Annotated in this window: 9 protein-coding genes; 1 reads left to right on the forward strand and 8 read right to left on the reverse strand. The window is 52.2% G+C overall.

Translation table 11 applies throughout. The annotated features are described in order from the left end of the window. Positions 1–48: 48 nt before the first annotated feature. Entirely contained in the window at positions 49–1,362 is a 1,314-nt protein-coding gene (locus tag FH871_RS14720; protein ID WP_138992185.1) for a TolC family protein, read from the reverse strand. A 176-nt stretch (positions 1,363–1,538) separates the two neighbouring features. Further along, positions 1,539–2,315 carry a hypothetical protein gene (locus tag FH871_RS14725; RefSeq protein ID WP_138992186.1) on the reverse strand — a complete coding sequence of 259 codons (777 nt, stop codon included), beginning with the start codon at positions 2,313–2,315 and terminating at the stop codon, positions 1,539–1,541. 420 nt (positions 2,316–2,735) lie between these two features. Here FH871_RS14725 and FH871_RS14730 point away from each other — a divergent pair, with 420 nt between their 5' ends. Continuing rightward, complete coding sequence (locus tag FH871_RS14730; RefSeq protein ID WP_138992187.1) at positions 2,736–3,980, forward strand: GTPase family protein; 1,245 nt, start codon at positions 2,736–2,738, stop codon at positions 3,978–3,980. Between the two features lie 102 nt (positions 3,981–4,082). Here the strand turns inward: FH871_RS14730 and FH871_RS14735 are convergent, their stop codons facing one another. The 6 genes from FH871_RS14735 to FH871_RS14760 form a co-directional block, all read right to left on the reverse strand. Next, complete coding sequence (locus FH871_RS14735; protein WP_138992188.1) at positions 4,083–4,940, reverse strand: prephenate dehydrogenase; 858 nt, start codon at positions 4,938–4,940, stop codon at positions 4,083–4,085. A 96-nt stretch (positions 4,941–5,036) separates the two neighbouring features. Next, positions 5,037–6,194 carry a pyridoxal phosphate-dependent aminotransferase gene (locus FH871_RS14740; RefSeq protein WP_138992189.1) on the reverse strand — a complete coding sequence of 386 codons (1,158 nt, stop codon included), beginning with the start codon at positions 6,192–6,194 and terminating at the stop codon, positions 5,037–5,039. 212 nt (positions 6,195–6,406) lie between these two features. Continuing rightward, the gene (locus FH871_RS14745) at positions 6,407–9,070 is read right to left on the reverse strand and encodes a permease prefix domain 2-containing transporter (RefSeq protein ID WP_229317300.1); all 2,664 of its coding nucleotides are present in this window, start codon (positions 9,068–9,070) and stop codon (positions 6,407–6,409) included. Positions 9,071–9,172: 102 nt separating this feature from the next. After that, positions 9,173–11,782 (reverse strand): ABC transporter permease, encoded by a 2,610-nt coding sequence (locus tag FH871_RS14750; protein ID WP_229317302.1) that lies wholly within the window; start codon positions 11,780–11,782, stop codon positions 9,173–9,175. An 88-nt stretch (positions 11,783–11,870) separates the two neighbouring features. Further along, positions 11,871–14,504 carry an ABC transporter permease gene (locus FH871_RS14755; protein ID WP_138992190.1) on the reverse strand — a complete coding sequence of 878 codons (2,634 nt, stop codon included), beginning with the start codon at positions 14,502–14,504 and terminating at the stop codon, positions 11,871–11,873. Positions 14,505–14,650: 146 nt separating this feature from the next. After that, positions 14,651–17,233, reverse strand: coding sequence for an ABC transporter permease (locus tag FH871_RS14760; protein WP_212768231.1), 2,583 nt, complete (start codon positions 17,231–17,233; stop codon positions 14,651–14,653). Positions 17,234–17,236 lie beyond the last annotated feature (3 nt).

Raw genomic sequence — 17,236 nt, forward strand, 5'->3', positions numbered from 1 at the left:
CCCGCAACCGTGGGAAGCAGGAGTTCGTAATTCAATCCGGGGTGTGCTTTATTGTCCATTTCTGATCTGCAAAATCGTCTGATTGATAAACACGTTCGACAACGTATTCAGGTAGCGGTTCTGGGCGTTTAACGACTCATTGAATACGTTCAGATACTGGTCATACGCGAAGATTCCCGCCCGGTATTTCACCAGGGCAATCTGCGTGTTCTGCTCGTTCAACTCGAAATTCTGCCGGTTAAAAGCCAGTGAACGAACGGCCTGGTTATACGCATTCAGAATATCCTGGTTATCGACCTCGGCGCGCGTTTGTTCATACGCCAGTTCGGTCTGGGCCTGCTCGATCCGCAGCCGGGCACGGTTCAGGTTGGCCGTTCGCAAACCGCCCGTATACAGGGGAATATTGAGTTGTAAACCGGCTACGCCAATGGGAAACCACTTTTCGCTAAAATCCAGAAAGTCGAACTGTTTCCGTTGCGCCTGGGCCGAATACCGGGCATACACCGACAGCGTAGGCCACCGCAGGGCATTTTCCCGGTTCAACTGTTGTTGAAACAACGCCAGTTGCGAACGGCGGACGGTGATCTGTGGACGTTCGACGGTTCCGTTCAGGGCCAAAAACCCGGCTTGCGCAGACGGCCCAACAAGATCCTGCTCCAGCACCAGCGAATCCTGCAAGGCAATCCCCAGCAATACCTTCATCTGGTTTTGGTTACGGACATAACTCAGTTCATTTTGCCGCAGCACATCCTCGGCCGTCAGCCGGATGGATTGCAAGCGGTTGTATTCCAGCGGTTCGATCTGTCCTTTTTCCAGTCGATACCGGGCGATGGTCGCGATGGTATCGGCATTGGCCACGTTCCGGCGGGCAATGTCGATGGCTGAGCGGGTCAGCAGGGTGGCGTGGTACACCCGGGCGACCTGCGTCGACACTTCGTCCTGCAACACCAGATTCTGGTCGTCGATGATGCGTAAATTCTGGTTGGTCAATCCGACATCCAGGCGGTTGGGGCGACTCAGCAAGGGCATCGAAACCTCCACGCCCGCCGTCAGGTTGAACGGAACGCCAAATTGCAGCGACCGGAATTCGCCGGGCTGACCACCCAGAAACTCCGCCGGAATCAACTGCGTCGGCAGCGCATAATTATAGTCGAGGTTGGTAAAGGCCCGCGCCGTTGGCATCAGGCTGGCGCGGGTGGCGGCCCGTTGCTGCTCCTGCGTGATGCGGTTTTGCCGGGCAATTTTCAGATCGGGATTTTGCTGCCGGGCCAGTTGAAGGGCCTCCTGCACCGTCCGAACGACGGTTTGCGCCCCTCCTTCTCGGCTGATCAATAACAGGATGACGATGAACACCTTTTTCATACACGAATCGAAATTCTTGTACAAAGCAAAAGAAAAGGTTTCTCCTTATGTTTTTTACCTCCGCGAACCGGAAAAATCAAGCTCCAAACCGGACATTTTGACGAGCGAATGAACAGAAAAAGGCAACCCACTGCGGATTGCCTTCTGGTCCGGTTTTATTTTGTGAAACCGGATTCTCAATACGTATACCGAATAATACCCGCAATCATTACGCACAGCAAGGGATTGTTCACTTTGGTTTCCTCGGTCAAAATACGCCCCTGTTTGTCGTAAGTCTTCTCAATGAGCGCAATTTGATCGCTGCTGTTCGGTAAGTGTTCGCTGATTTGCCGGCGGTTTCCGGCAAAAGTGTGCGTAAATAAGCGGAAAGCTTTATCCGTATCCAAATACCAGGTTTCACGGATCAACACATTTTCCTGGTATTCATAGACCACCCGCCTACTCAGTTTTTGGTTGGAATCGAACCACTTTTGCTCTGTTTTTTTCCCGTCTTTATACGTGTATTCGACCAGACCAGTCAGCACGCGTTGCTCCGGATTCCGCTGGTTGAAATAATTCCGCTCGGTTTTCAGTACACCATCGGCATATTCATACTCGGTTTCATCGTAAGCGACCCAGTTGGAACCGGCGCCATACTGGCCAAACCGGGTTTTTGCAACCAACTGACCATTCGGATTATAGCGGTATTCATAATACGAATAGGTCTCCATTTTCCCGCTGGCAACCCGGCCAACGTAATCGATTCGCGTCAACTTTCCGGCCGAGTTGTAGGTGTACTTTTCAATGTTGTTGGGATTATCACAATTGGTGCCGTTGCAATACAGCTTTTGGGTTGGCGACGCTTCGTCGTTGTAGATATTGCCGCCGGGTTCGATGCCAAATTCAGAGGAGTCACCGGGCTGGCAGGCCAGCCACAGGGCGGCAGAAAGCAGCAGAAGTAGTCGGTTTTTCATAGGAGAACGGGGTTTGGTCATTTGGAGGATAGACCCGGTAGTCACCTGAACCGTTGGAAGTTAGTGCCCAAAATATTTACGACATTGTCCCCCAACCCCAGCCCAAAGGGCTCTCATCATTAGCCCCGGATATCGTCCGGGGAATTCGGTACCAGACCGGAAATTCGGCATACCCCCAACCCCAGCCCAAAGGGCTCTCATCATTAGCCCCGGATATCGTCCGGGGAATTCGGTACCAGACCGGAAATTCGGACCTGGTCCGGGAAATTCGGGGTGATTGTATATGGGTGCAATCGAAAACTTGGAACGGTTTGATGCCAAAAAGCCGCCAAACAAAAAAAGCGCAACTGGTGTATAGTATTACACCGGTGCTGTAATTTCCGGATAAAATACCGGCCAATTTGCCTATACTTGACTCCCATGAGCCAACCCCTGCAATCCCAAATCAGTGAGGTCCTACAGAAACTGGAAACCTTACTCGATCGTGTCCCGGAGTCTGTCGCGAAGGACGTCCGTCAGGAAATCCGCGAATTTCGCCAGTTGCTCGTTGAAACGCGTTCTCCCCGGTTTGCCCTCGTCGGCCGACGGGGCAGCGGCAAGTCATCCCTGATCAACGCGATTTTTGGGCGTAAAGTCGCGGAAGTGGGTCACGAAAAAGCCCAAACCGGCGAGGCTACCTGGTGGCCGTATTCGAGCGACATGGGAACCCTCGAAATTCTGGACACCCGTGGTTTACAGGAGGGATCGCGCCCCGACGAAGCCGATGCCGCAGCCTCTCCCATCGAGTCGATCCTCAACGCCTTAAAGGAGAAATCACCGGATTTAATCCTGTTTCTGATCAAAGCCACCGAAGCCGATTCCGGAATCAACCACGACTTAGAAGCACTCACAGAAATCAGTAAAACCGTTGAGAAAGTCCACAACTACCGCCCGCCCATTCTGGTCGTTGCCACCCATTGCGATACGCTCGAACCCAAAAATGTGCGTTTGCACCAACCGGAGGACGAAGACCCGGAAGACCTGAACGAAAAACTGGAGCGGGTCAAGGTCATTGAAAACCTGCTCAAAACGAAATTTGAAGCCGATCCGTATTTAAAAGAATCGCTGATTACGGTCTTGGGGGTCTCATCGTACCAGTCCTGGAAAAATGACACGCTCCGCTCCGACGAGCGCTGGCGGATCGACGAACTGCTGGATTATATTTTCAATGAACTGCCGAAAGAAGGCAAGCTGGCTTTTGCCCGGCTGAGTCAGGTTCGCACGCTCCAGGAGTCGATTGCCAACCGGCTCACCAAAGTGGTGGCGGCCATCTGTGGGGGAATTGCCGCCGTGCCGATTCCATTGGGCGATATTATACCGATCACCTCCTTGCAGATCACGCTGATCATCGCCATTGCGTATGTGGCCGGTCGCCAACTGAGTCAGGATACCGCGAAAGAATTCCTGACCGCCATCGGGGCCACGATCAGTGCCGGTCTGGTGCTGCGCGAACTGGCCCGGGCTTCCGTTAAAATCTTCTTTCCGGGCGTGGGCAGTGCGGTTTCCGCCGGTATTGCAACCACCGCAACCCTGGGGATTGGCAGAGCAGCTACGGCCCACTTCATTCAAAAGAAAAGCATTGAGAACGCGAAAGCGGTTTTTGAAGGAGAACGGAGCAAAACCTGAAATGTAAAATTATAAATGATGAACGCTAAATGTAAACTAGTAGCCAAACCGGCACTTTTACATTCAGCGTTCATCATTCTACATTTATCATTCCTTTTTACATCACTTCCGGTCGATTCCCTCCAAAACCCGGCGGATCTGATTGGCTTTGGCCATAAATTCGAATGAATCGTCCAGGTTCTGATCGTCGATAATGGCTTTAAACTGCTGCAAAAATTCGATGTAATCAGACAAAGCCTGGGAGACATTCGCCCGGTTCTGGTCGAAAATGGGCGCCCACATTTGCGGAGAACTTTTTGCCAGCCGCACCGTGGAACTGAAACCGGTGCTGGCCATATCGAAAATGGCCTGCTCGTCTTTTTCCTTTTCCAAAACCGTCAGTCCCAGCGCAAACGCACTAATGTGGCTCAGGTGCGAAACGTAGGCCAGGTGCAAATCATGTTCCTGCGGGTTCATGTAAAAGAGCTTCATGCCGATGTCGCTGAACAGCGCTTCCACCAGTTTCAGACTGTCAGAGTCGCTTTTCTCCCGGTCGCAGATGATGAGGTTTTTGCCGGGCAGCAACTCCCGAAAAGCAGCCCCCGGACCCGAATTTTCGGTTCCGGCCATCGGGTGAATGGCCACAAACTGCGCCCGTTTCGGGTGGCTATCAACCAAGTGGCAAATCAGTTCTTTCGTTGACCCCAGGTCGGTGACGGTGCCCCCTTTTGGCAACTGATCCAGAATTTGGGGCAGCAATTCCAGAATGCTGTTGACGGGTGTAGCCAGCACGACCAGATCGCTGACGGCCACGGCCTCAACCAACGGTTTCATTTCATCGACGATGCCTTTGGCCAATGCCAGTTTGCCATGCACGGAGGACGCATCCACGCCGATAAATTTCGCCTTCGGGTACTTCTCCCGAACCGCCAGCGCAAACGACCCGCCCAGTAAACCCACTCCAACGATTGTGATTGTCATATTCTGTTTCTCTGATTCCCTCTGATGTACGCTGGTCAACTCTGTGTAATAGTTGTTTCACAGAGTTGACCAGCGTACATCAGAGGGAATCAGGGTTTAGTTAGAGATTCTTTGAACAGCTTCCCAGATTCGCTCTTTGGGCATACACAGCGACACCCGGATGTACCGGTTTCCTTTTGGGCCGAAGATGAAACCGGGGGCAATGAAAACGTGCTTGTTGTAGAGCAGGTCATCCACCAGCGCTTCGGCCGATTCAATCGAATCCGGCAGTTTGGCCCACAGAAACATGCCCTCCTGATCGTTGGTGTAGGTGCAATGCAGGGCATCCAGAAAAGCCGTAGCGGCTTCCAGACGGCCTTCGTACACCGCATTTCGTTCCGCGTGCCAGGCATCCGAATTGGTCAGGGCTTCGGCGGCTGCGTCCATAACCGGTTTGAACATCCCCGAATCGACGTTGCTTTTGATCGACAAAACCGCATCGATGTACGGTTTTGAAGACGCCATCCAGCCAACCCGCCAGCCCGCCATGTTGTGCGACTTGCTCATCGAGTTCATTTCAATGACAACCTCTTTAGCACCATCGATGGAAAGCAGGCTGATGGGCGGTTTTTTATTCAGAACCAGGCTATACGGATTGTCGTGGCAAAGCAACAAACTGTAGTCGTAGGCAAACCGGACGGCCTGCTCGAAGAGTTTTTGCGTCGCCGGAGCGCCCGTGGGCATGTGCGGGTAATTGAGCCAGAGAATCTTGGCATTGTCAGACACCAGTTCTTCCATCGCTTCCCAATCCGGTTGCCAGCCCTGATTTTCCAAAAGCGGATAATTCCGTACGTGGGCACCCACCATTTTGCTCACGGCGTTGTATGCCGGATAGCCCAGTTCCGGCACCAGCACTTCATCGCCTTCGTTCAGGAAGGTTAACGAAATGTGCGTAATGCCCTCTTTTGAACCCAGAAGCGGCAGGATTTCCGTTTCGGGATCGAGCGAAACCTGGTACGTATGGGCGTAATAACCGGCAATGGCGTTCCGAAAACCGGGTGTCCCCTTGTAAGACTGATACCCGTGGGCATTCGGTTGCTGTGCCGAGTGGGTTAAGGCCTGAATTGTATTGTCGGACGGCATCATATCGGGATTACCGATGCCGATGTTGATCACATCGTGCCCGGCAGCCAGCAGTTTACGAACTTCGGCCAATTTGACTGAGAAGTAATATTCCTGCGTTTGTCCGGCACGGTGAGCTAATGGAATAATCATTGGATGAATGGGTCGCTGAAGCGACAAATTACACGGATAAAATAACGAACCGCAAAAGTACGGTATTTCCGTGTAAAGAGCAGAACCGTTCTGATCGGACCGCCGACGCGGCCGGGATGGAGCTGATTTTTTTGATTAAACTGATATACTCCTTTCGTCAGGTCAATCACAAGAATCCGTTTAATCCCGGCCGCGTCGGCGGTCCGATCAGACTACTCACTTCGCAAACTTTTTACCGGGTTCATCAAGGCCGCCCGAATGCTTTGGAAACTGATCGTCAACAGGGCGATGAAAACCGCCAGGAGTCCGGCCAGGGCAAAGATCCACCACTCGATGTCCACTTTGTAGGCGAAATCTTTCAGCCACTCGTTCATGGCCCACCATGCCACGGGTGCGGCCAGAATCAGGGCGATGAACACCAGTTTAAGGAAGTCTTTCGACAGAAGGGCGACAATACCCGCCACCGAAGCCCCCAGCACTTTCCGGATGCTGATTTCTTTGGTACGCTGCTCGGCCGTAAAGGTGGCCAGCCCAAACAACCCCATGCAGGAAATCAGAATGGCGATGGCCGTGGCGGTGTTGACCAGGCGGCTGGTTTTCTGCTCTTTTTCGTACAGCCGCGCAATCCGGTCGTCCAGGAATTCGTATTCAAATTTTTTATCGGGATGAATGGCGTTCCACTGTTCTTCGATGCTGGCCAGCGTAGCTTTCACATCGTTCATGTTTTTGCCATTGCTGGTCAGTCTGACACCCAGATTTTGGGACTGCTGTGGCAGATACCCGATGAACGTCGCATCAATTTTGTCGTGAAACGACTGCTCATGAAAATCGGCCACGACCCCAACGATCGGGATTTTTTTACCATTGAAATCCAGAAACTGGTTCTGAGCATCCGCCGGTTTTTTAAAACCCAGCCGTTTGGCAAACGTGGCATTGATGACCAGTTCCCGGAGCGAATCGCTTTTCAGGTAGTTTCGCCCGGCCAACAGACGAATACCGTATAAAGGAATGAAATTCTCGTCCCCCACTTTGGCCGAAACATCCATCTCGATTTCCTGCTTGCCAGTGTATTTCATTTTGGTCATCATGTAACTCATACCCATCGGCGGAAACCACTGCATCGACACCCGCTCCACCCCCGACAAGGGCCGGATTCGCTGCGCCAGCACATCGGATTTGCCCGCCCGGCCCGCATCGATGGAAATGATGGCGTCGGTCAAAAAGCCCAGTTCCTTGTTGCGGATGTAACTGAGTTGCCGTTCTACGATCAGGGTAGCGATGATGAATACCAGCGAAACCGTAAACTGAAAAACGATCAGTCCTTTGCGGAAATACCCTTTCTGCCCCCCTTTCAGCGCTGTCTGGCCTTTGAGCGTCAGGGCCGGCCGGTACGACGACAGCACCAGCGAAGGATAGAAACCGGCCAGCAGCGAGGTCGTTACGGTGACGAACAACAAAAAAAGCAGGGTTTCCAGACTGAACAATTCAAACGCCAGCCCTTTGGGGGTGAGGGATTGAAAAGCGGAGAGAATGGGACCAACCAGCACCAGCGCAATACTGACCGCCGTGAGTGTCAGCAGGGTGGTTTCGCTCAAAAACTGAAAAATCAGGCTTTTCCGGCTGCTCCCCAACACCTTCCGGACACCAATTTCTTTCGCCCGCTGCACCGATTGGGCCGTCGACAGATTGACGAAGTTGATGGCGGCAATCAGCAGGATAAAAACCGCAACGCCCATCATGCCGTAGAGCGTTGGAAGGTGCGCTTTCCGGGAATAATTATCAACATAATCCGCATTAAAATGCAAGTCGGCCAGCGGTTGCAAACCGGGTATAAACTTAAATTCCTTCTGGAAATGCCGTTTGGAAAACTGTTGAAAAGACGCCGTGAGTTGCTCCGGGTCCGTTCCTTCCGGCAGTTTTACGAAAGCCTGGGACGACGACCAGATGTCATTCCAGTCATCGAGATTGATGCTTTTACTCATCAGACTGCTGCGAATGGTGGCGAAGGAGATGAAATCCGTAAACGTAAAATCGGTCGGTTTATCCCATTCCTTTACAATCCCGGCGACGCTGACCCGAACCGAATCCCAGTAAATCACCTCTTTGCCCAGAATCTGTTCAAGCGGCAAATCGCCAAAGTATTTGCGGGCTTTTTGCTCCGACAACACGAGTTGAAACGGTTCGGTCAGGGCGGTTTTCGGATTACCCGCCAGCCACTGGTAGTTGAAAATAGTGAAGTATTGCGGTTCAACGACCACAATTTCCTGGTTATCGACGCCGTGTTTCCCCGGCTCAAACCGCTTCGGGTTTTCCGTGCCGTTGGGAATCAGCACCGCCGACGTAATGTTGTGAAAAGCCGCTACGGTTTCCAGCCCGGTCACTTCCTTGCGAATCGCCAGCGGAACCGGATTGGGAACAAAACCCGCCGGATGGGTTTCGGCGTTGGGGCCAAATTTCTCGGTACCAATCAGGCGATAAATCCGTCCGCGGTCGGCGTGGAACGTATCGTAGCTGAGTTCATAGTTGGTAATCAGGTAAATCACCAGACAGGCAGTGACACCCAGGCTCAGCCCGAAAAGGTTGATCAGCGCACTGACCCGGTTTTTGATCAGATTGCGAAAGGAGGTTTTGAGGTAATTGCGAATCATGACAGGATGCAGAAAAGAAGGTGACGGATACGCAGAGTTCTGACGTTTCAGCGCAAAAGGCTTAATAAATTTCAATACATTAGCCACATACCGGCGGTTGGCTTTTCGGACGCCCACCTCCGCCAGGTCCCGCCCGTAGCGTTCGTACAAATCGCCCTGCACCTCCTCCAGCAAGTGGGGAGCGCAGAAGAATTGCAACAATTTATCAGCGTATTTAGGCGGTTTCATCTCATTTCAATATCGAACAATGAATGTTGAATAACGAACAGCGAAGAAATCGGACCGTACTTCAATATTCGTTATTCAACATTCGATATTCCGTATTACTTTTCATTCCGAACGCAGCGACTTCACCGGATTCATCAACGCGGCTTTGATGCTCTGGAAACTGATGGTGAGCAGCGCAACGCCGACCGCCAGCAAGCCCGCCAACGCAAAAACCCACCATTCGATCTCAACTTTGTAGGCATAATCCTGCAACCACCGGTTCATAGCATACCAGGCCACGGGCGAGGAAAGGACGATGGCAACGCCCACGAGTTTGAGAAAATCCTGCGAAAGAAGACTGACAATGCTGGTCACCGAAGCACCCAATACCTTGCGGACGCCAATTTCTTTCGTGCGCTGTTCGGCCATGAAAGCCGCCAGACCAAACAAGCCCAAACAGGAGATAAAAACTGCCAGAAACGCGAAGTAGTTGGCCAGCGTGCCGACCACGGTTTCGCTGCGGTACAATCGCTGAAAGGCCTCATCAGCAAACTGGTAGGTGAATGGAAACGTCGGATTCAGTTGATGCCACATCGTTTCCAGACTCGCCAGGGCCTGCTTCGTTTGGCCCGGCTGGGTGCGAATGATGATGTTTTTTCCCTCGGCGGCCGGACTTAATTTGGCAATGAACGGTTCGATGGCCACATGCAGGGAATTCTGGTGAAAGTCGTCCACCACCCCAATGATCAAACCCGGTTTGCCCCACAAGGTCAGCGGTTTTCCAATCGGGTCCCGGTAGCCAATCCGGCGGGCTGCGGTTTTGTTGATCAGATAACTGACCGAGTCGGTGGCAAAATCCCTGGAAAAATCACGCCCGGCAACCTTGACTTTCAGGGTCTTCGTGAAATCATAATCGACTTGTGAAAACTGAAACTGAATGCTGGTCGCGGGGTCTTTACCCGGCCATTGAACATTGCCCGTCGTACCGAAACTAGTGGTTGGCGTTCCGTTCATGAACGTTACGGTCTGGATGCCGGGCATCCGGAGCAGTTCCTGTTTGAACGTTTCGTATTTGGCGGCCAAATCTCCCTCAGCCTGGAGATAAATCATTCCCTCCCGGTCGAAGCCCAGGTTTTTGGTCTGGATAAAATCGATTTGCCGGTAGACAATGATGGTTCCGATGATCAGCAGCATCGACAGGGCGAACTGAAAAACCACCAGGCTCTGCCGGAAAAGCCGCGCCCCGGAACCAAACCGGATGCTTCCTTTCAAGATCCGAACCGGATTCAATGAAGATAAGAAAAGGGCGGGATAACTGCCCGCGATCAGAGCCGTAGCCAGTGTCATGACCAGCAACGTTACCCAAAACGACGCGTTTGCAAACTGGAACGAAATGTGCTTTTCGGTCAGTGTGTTGAAGACCGGCAGCAGCATCCAGACCACGCCCACGGCCAGAACCAGCGCCAGCGACGTCAGCACCAGCGCTTCGCCAATGAACTGCCCGATCAGCCAGCCCCGACCGGCGCCAACAACCTTCCGAACGCCCACCTCCCGCGCCCGCTTCACCGACCGGGCTGTAGCCAGATTCATGAAATTGATGCAGGCAATCAGCAGAATAAAAACCGCCACGATGCCAAACAACCGGACGTATTCGATGCGTCCGCCATCCTGATAGCCGTTTTTGAAATTGGAATAGAGATACGCTTCCGGGTACGGTTGCAGAAAAAGCTGGATATCCAACCCCTTCGTGGCCATTTTCGGATTGTATTTTTTCAGAAACGCCTTCATCTTTGCTTCCAGCCGGCCGGGATCAGCCGGTACACCGTTGCGGTCGGTCCGGAGTTGGATGCGGGTCTGAAGCGCGTTGGTACCCCATTCTTTGAGCCATTCATTGTGCCGCATAAAATCGGCCCAGCTCAGCACATAGTCGTAGGTTTCCGAGCTATTTTCCGGCATTTCATAAACCGCACTGACCTGATAATCATCTTTGTTACCGAGTCGAATGCTCTTTCCCATAGCCGCCTGCGGGCTACCAAAATAATTCTCCGCGAGTTGCCGCGAAATGGCAATATTCGTCGGCCCGTTCAAGGCGGTTTCGGCGGTTCCGGCTAACAAGGGAAGACTGTGCATCTTAAACCAGTCAGGTCCGGCAGCCCGGCCTTTTTCCTTGTTCAGTTTTTCACCCACCGAAAACGTCAGTTCCTGCTCCCAGGAAAGGCCGGACGCATAGACAATTTCCGGGAATTCTTTTTTCAGTTCATCGGCCAGCAAAGCGGGTGTTCCCGGGCTTGCGTCCACTTTGCCGTCGTAGAACTGGCGTTCCATGACGTTGTAAAGCTGCGGGCCATTGGCGTGATAGGCATCGACGCTAAATTCGTCCTGAATCCAGAGCAGAATGAGCAGGCTGCACGCCATGCCGAGCGCGAGGCCCAGGATGTTGATGGCCGAAAAGGATTTGTTGTGGGCGATGTTCCGCCAGGCGATTTTCAGATAATTGCGAATCATAACAGGATTCAGGAAAGAGATGGATGGATGTTCATTAGCTTGTCGTTTGAAGAAAAAGGGCTTTAGAAAACTCAACACTTCCCGGACATATTGCCGCCGGGCGTAGGGGAGTCCAAATAGCTTCGCATTGCGCAAAAACCGCTCGTACAAATCGCCCTGAATCTCCTCAAAAAGATGGGGAGCGCAGAAGAATTGCAACAGTTTATCAGCGTATTTAGGCGGTTTCATATCGTTTGAATATCGAATACTGAATGTTGAATATCGAATATGGAAGAAACCGAACCGCACTTCGTTATTCGATATTCAGTATTACTTTTCACTCCGAACGCAGTGACTTCACCGGATTCATCAACGCGGCTTTGATGCTTTGGAAACTAACCGTCAGCAGGGCGATGGCCAGTGCCAGCAAACCCGCCGTGGCAAACATCCACCAGTGGATATCAATGCGATACGCAAACCCTTCGAGCCATTGAGCCATCACATACCACGCCACCGGAACCGCCACAACGATGGCGATCAATACCAGCTTCACGAAATCTTTGGCCAATAACCCGATGATGCCCGGCACGGTAGCTCCCAGCACTTTCCGAACGCCAATCTCGCGGGTGCGGACCTGCGCCGTGTAGGCGACCAAACCGAACAGCCCCAGACAGGAAATCACGATGGCAATGGTGGCAAACACGTTGAAGAGTGTTCCGGTGCGTTGCTCGGTTCGGTAGAGGTCATCGAAGGTTTCATCCAAAAAAGCGTAGTTGAAGGGAAAATCGGCATTGTATTGCTTCCACAAACGCTCGGTCGCGGCCAGGGCTCCGGCGGCTTCTTTACCCGTCGTTTTGACGTAAATTCGATCTTCATTTTTTGGGTTGTAATAAAAAATCGCCGGTTCGATTTTCTGTTTGAGGGACGCAAAATGAAAATCTTTCACCACGCCAATAATCGTTCCTTCCCGATTCCAGAGTTTAAACCGCTTGCCGATGGGTTCTTTCAGACGGGCGACTTTGACGGCGGTTTCGTTCAAAATAAAATGCGTTGAATCGGAAACCGCACCCGTAAAATTTTCGCCCTGTTCCAGTTTTATTTTGAAAAATGGAATAAAATCCTTGTCGATGGCCATTGGACTCACCATCATGGTCTCCCCGACTTTCTTCCCATCCCAATCGCTGCTCCCGGTTTGCTGATTCAGCGATACAATATGGGCGTCGGAACGGGTAACGTCCGTCACCCCCGGCTGGCTCAGTAAGCGGGCTTTAACGACCTCATAGTGAGAAGACATGCTGCGCATATGCAGGGAAAACGTGTGGCTTTTATCATAGCCTAACTCTTTCGAGCGAATATACTCCAACTGATTGCCAATGATCAAGGTCCCGGAAATCAGCATGACAGTGAACGCGAACTGAACGACGACCAGTATTTTTCGAAAAACCGCATCGCTCAACCGCGCCGAGACTTTCCCTTTTAAGGCTTTCAGGGGTTCGAACGAAGAGAGCAACAGGGCCGGATAGATGCTCGACACCAGCAGGGTGGCCGTAATGGTCAACCCGATCACCAGCCACATCCGAAGGTCCGTTAAATCGATGACGAGCTGTTTTCCCGAAAGCTCGTTGTAGAACGGCATCAATAAGCTCATCAACCCAATTGCCAGCAGCGCCGAAAGCGCGAAAAGCAGGGCGGTTTCAATGATAAACTGCAAAAACAACTGCCCTTTTGCCGCGCCCACGATTTTCCGCATACTCACTTCTTTGGACCGCAGCATGGAACGGGCGGTGGAGAGATTGACATAGTTGATGCAGGCAATGACCAGAATCAGCAGCGCAATGATGGTAAACATGCGAACAGTTTCGATACCGCCGTCGCTGCCGTCCGACTTGTACAAATGCATGTCGGGCAGGGCTTGCAGCAGATACGTCAGATCAGTATCATCCGCTTTGTTCCGCAGGTGAATGTTCCGCAGTTTGGTTGCCAAAGCCTCCGTCGAAACGCCCGGTTCGAGCAGTAAAAACGTGACATAATTGAACTCATGAAAATCGTTATCCTGGTTTCGGCCATCCTTCCGTTCCGCATAGATGGTTTTAAACCAGAGCGAAATCGGTAACAGCAGATCGAGTTCTCCGTTAAAAGTGGTGTTTTTTGGAAAATTCCGGATCACACCCGTAACGGTGAAGCGTTTTTTCCCGTCGGCCGTAATCACTTTTCCGATGGGTTCGGCATCGCCAAAATACCGCCGGGCGGTGGCTTCCGTCAGCACCACCGACTGGTCGTTCGGGAACGGATTCGCCGGATTTCCCTTGATAAGCCCAAAATCAAAAATTGAAAACAGGGTAGGATCGACAAAGGCCGACTGTTCGCTGGTGAAGGTTTTTCCCTTGTACCTGTAGAGGCTGTAAATATTACTTTGGGTGATGCGAACGGCATCTTTTATTTCGGGCAATTCCCTTTTCCCCATCTCGGCGATCGGCGCAACCGTCGTCCGCCAGATTTGCTGACTGCTGCCAGTGCCAACACGATTTTCGAGCCGGTAAATCTGGTCGGCTTTGGCATGAAACCGGTCGAAGCTCAGTTCATCCTGCACCCACAGCAGAATCAGCATCCCAACCGCCAGCCCGACCGTCAGACCGGTCATGTTGATGAAGGAATAAAACCGGTTTTTCAGCAAATTACGCCAGGCGGTTTTGAAATAGTTACGGATCATAGCCGGTTGAAATAGATACACTTGTGAAGATTCTGCTGTGAATTGTTTCCGGATTACCCCCGACGTTCGGCCCGGTCGCCGACGCACAAACCCCAGTACTTCCCGGACATACTGCCGCCGGGCGTACGGTTCTCCGAACAGCCGGGCATTCCGCAAAAACCGCTCGTACAAATCGCCCTTCATCTCCTCCAGCAAAGGAGAAGCGCAGGCCATTTCCAGCAGTCGGGTAGCCCAGCGGGGCGGTTGGGGGGGTGTCGGCATGTCAGTGAAACTGATAAAGTTTAATATCGAATATTGAATAACGAATGCTGAACAACGAAAGGAAGGCAGTAACGAACGCTAATGGCAGTAGCACCACTTCGTTATTCGATATTCTTTATTCAATATTCGTTATTCAGTGTTAATCTTCATTCAGAACGCAATGACTTCACCGGATTCACCAAAGCCGCTTTGATCGACTGGAAACTCACGGTAAAAGCCGCAATGACGAACGTGACCAATATCGCAACCAGGAAAATCGACGGACCGATCTGAATGTGGTAGGCGTATTCCTGTAGCCAGGCATCCATGCCATACCAGGCCAGTGGAGCCGCAATGACGAAGGCAATCAGCATGAGCCACACAAATTCCCGCGACAACAGCACGACAATGCTGCCCACCGACGCGCCCAGTACTTTCCGGATACCGACCTCCTTGGTCCGCTGAACGGCCATCAGCGAAACCAGACCGAACAAGCCCAACCCGCCGATGACGATGGCAATTCCCGCAAACAGCCGGAACGCGTTGTACAGGGTTTCTTCCTGCTTGTATAGTTTTGCAATGTGCTCATCCACAAACTCATACCGAAATATTGACTCCGGATTCAAGTCAGTCCAGTCTTTCTCGATCGTCGCCAGCGTTTCACGCAGGTTCTGCGGACGCAGCTTGACACTGACCTGCCAGAAAGCCCGCGAATTGTAGGTCAGAACACAGGCGCGGATTTTTTTATGCTTGGATTCACTCTGAAAATCCCGAACAACGCCCCGGATAATGGATGGTCCGCCCCCGACGCGCACCCGCTTGCCGATGGCATCTTCATCCTTCTGAATACCGAGTCGGCGAATCAGCGTCTGGTTGACGATCACATTGCGAATCGTATCATCCTCCGCTGTTTTGATGATCGGTTCGCCCGCCAGCAGTTCCAGGTGATACATCGAAATGTAGTTTTCATCCACCAGTTTCAGTTCTGTAACGTCGTTTTCGACCATCCCCAACTCGGGTGAAGCAAAGGGCATAAAGTTGAAGTTGAAAGCCGGACCGGCGGAAGCGAAACTGAGTTGCTGAACACCGGGATTGTCCTGCAGTTTCTGCCGCAGGACATCCGCTTTAGCCCCAGTCGGGAACGAAACAATGGCCTCTTTTTCAAAACCCATGTCCTGATTCTGGAAAAAATCCATCTGGCTGGCTACCACCAGAGTCCCGATAATCATCACCTGGGTGATGGCAAATTGCAGGATGACCAGGGCTTTGCGGACGGTCATTCCGCCAAACGATGCTTCTGTAGACCGGGATCTCAGGGCTTTGATGGGCTGAAAACCGGACTGAACGAAGGCCGGATACAAACCCGCCAGCAGAATCGTTGACAAAACAACCCCAAAAACAACCGCGATCACCTGGGGTTCAACCAGTTGGCTGGCATCGATCCCGATGTTCAACAGCGGTTTGGTCAGGGGCAGAAAGGCCCAAACCGCCCCCAGCGCCAGAACCGTTGCCAAACCCACCAGCAGGGTCGTTTCACCCAGCATCTGGCCCACCAGTTGCCGCCGAAAAGCACCCAGGGCTTTCCGGATGCCCACTTCCTTCGACCGCCGAACGGCCTGGGCCGTCGCCAGATTGACAAAATTGATGCAGGCCGTCAGGATAATGACCAGAGCAACACCCGCCAGACCGTAGATGGTTTCTTTGGAGCGCGGCATCGTAATTTGAGTAAGGTACCGTTTATCGAAATGAATCTCCCGCAACGGTTGCAGCAGCAACGCGGCATCTTTGGCGATGTCGTCGCCCCAGTTTTTCCGGATGAAAGCCGGAATCCGCGCTTCCACGCGTTTGGGCAGCAATTTTTCCGGTAACACCACGTAGAGGTAGCCACCCGAGATCGACCAGAAGTGGGGCGTGTCGAGCTTTTTCCGGACGGTTTCCCACGAAACCAGAAAATTAAAAACCAGGTGCGTGTTCGACGGCAGATCTTTCATGACACCGGTGACGCGCAAATCGTACGCATTATCCAGCCGAATGGTTTTTCCGAGAGCATCCTGATCACCGAAATATTTCCGGGCGATGCTTTCCGTCAAAACGACCGTATTGGGTTCCTGCAAAGCCGTTTTGGGGTCTCCGGCCAACCAGTTAAAATCGAAGACCTGCGGAAAATAACCATCGGCGTAGGCAAAGCTTTCTTCCAGATACCGTTGCTTATCCACCTGTATCTGGGCTTCTCCCTGATAATAGTATTGAGAAACCTGCTCCATTTCCGGAAAATCGGTGCGAAAAGCCGGAGCAATGGCAAACGAAACACTTGGATTATAATCCCCGGCGGAAATCGTTACCCGGTAGGTTCGATCGGCTTTCCGGTTAAACGCATCGTAGGTGAGTTCATTTCGAAACACCAGAAAAATGACAATGCAGGCCGACAACCCCAGGGCCAGGCCCATCACGTTGATGAAGGCGTAACTCTTTTGCTGAAGAATGGTCCGGCAGGCAATCGTAAAATAGTTGCGTAACATAGCGATCCTTTGCGGTTTGGGGGAATAATCCGGTTTCCTTTTCAAAAATCGGGGTTGCATAAACTTCAGCACTTCCCAAGCGTATTGCCAGCGGGCATCCCGCTCTCCGAACAGCCTAGCCCGGCGAACAAACCGCTCGTGCAAATCGCCCTGGATTTCTTCGAGCAGGTGCGGAGCGCAAAACCAGGCCAGAAGTCGGCTAGCCCATTGTGGCGGTTTTTGGGGTTTCATGAT

It is taken from the genome of Larkinella sp. C7, assembly GCF_006149005.1.
GTDB lineage: Bacteria > Bacteroidota > Bacteroidia > Cytophagales > Spirosomataceae > Larkinella.

Bases quoted from the DNA above. Each gene is read 5' to 3' on its own strand.
- FH871_RS14755 (WP_138992190.1), bottom strand. From the start codon at position 14,504: ATGCCGACACCCCCCCAACCGCCCCGCTGGGCTACCCGACTGCTGGAA.
- FH871_RS14740 (WP_138992189.1), bottom strand. From the start codon at position 6,194: ATGATTATTCCATTAGCTCACCGTGCCGGACAAACGCAGGAATATTAC.
- FH871_RS14745 (WP_229317300.1), bottom strand. From the start codon at position 9,070: ATGAAACCGCCTAAATACGCTGATAAATTGTTGCAATTCTTCTGCGCT.
- FH871_RS14725 (WP_138992186.1), bottom strand. From the start codon at position 2,315: ATGAAAAACCGACTACTTCTGCTGCTTTCTGCCGCCCTGTGGCTGGCC.
- FH871_RS14750 (WP_229317302.1), bottom strand. From the start codon at position 11,782: ATGAAACCGCCTAAATACGCTGATAAACTGTTGCAATTCTTCTGCGCT.
- FH871_RS14760 (WP_212768231.1), bottom strand. From the start codon at position 17,233: ATGAAACCCCAAAAACCGCCACAATGGGCTAGCCGACTTCTGGCCTGG.
- FH871_RS14720 (WP_138992185.1), bottom strand. From the start codon at position 1,362: ATGAAAAAGGTGTTCATCGTCATCCTGTTATTGATCAGCCGAGAAGGA.
- FH871_RS14730 (WP_138992187.1), top strand. From the start codon at position 2,736: ATGAGCCAACCCCTGCAATCCCAAATCAGTGAGGTCCTACAGAAACTG.
- FH871_RS14735 (WP_138992188.1), bottom strand. From the start codon at position 4,940: ATGACAATCACAATCGTTGGAGTGGGTTTACTGGGCGGGTCGTTTGCG.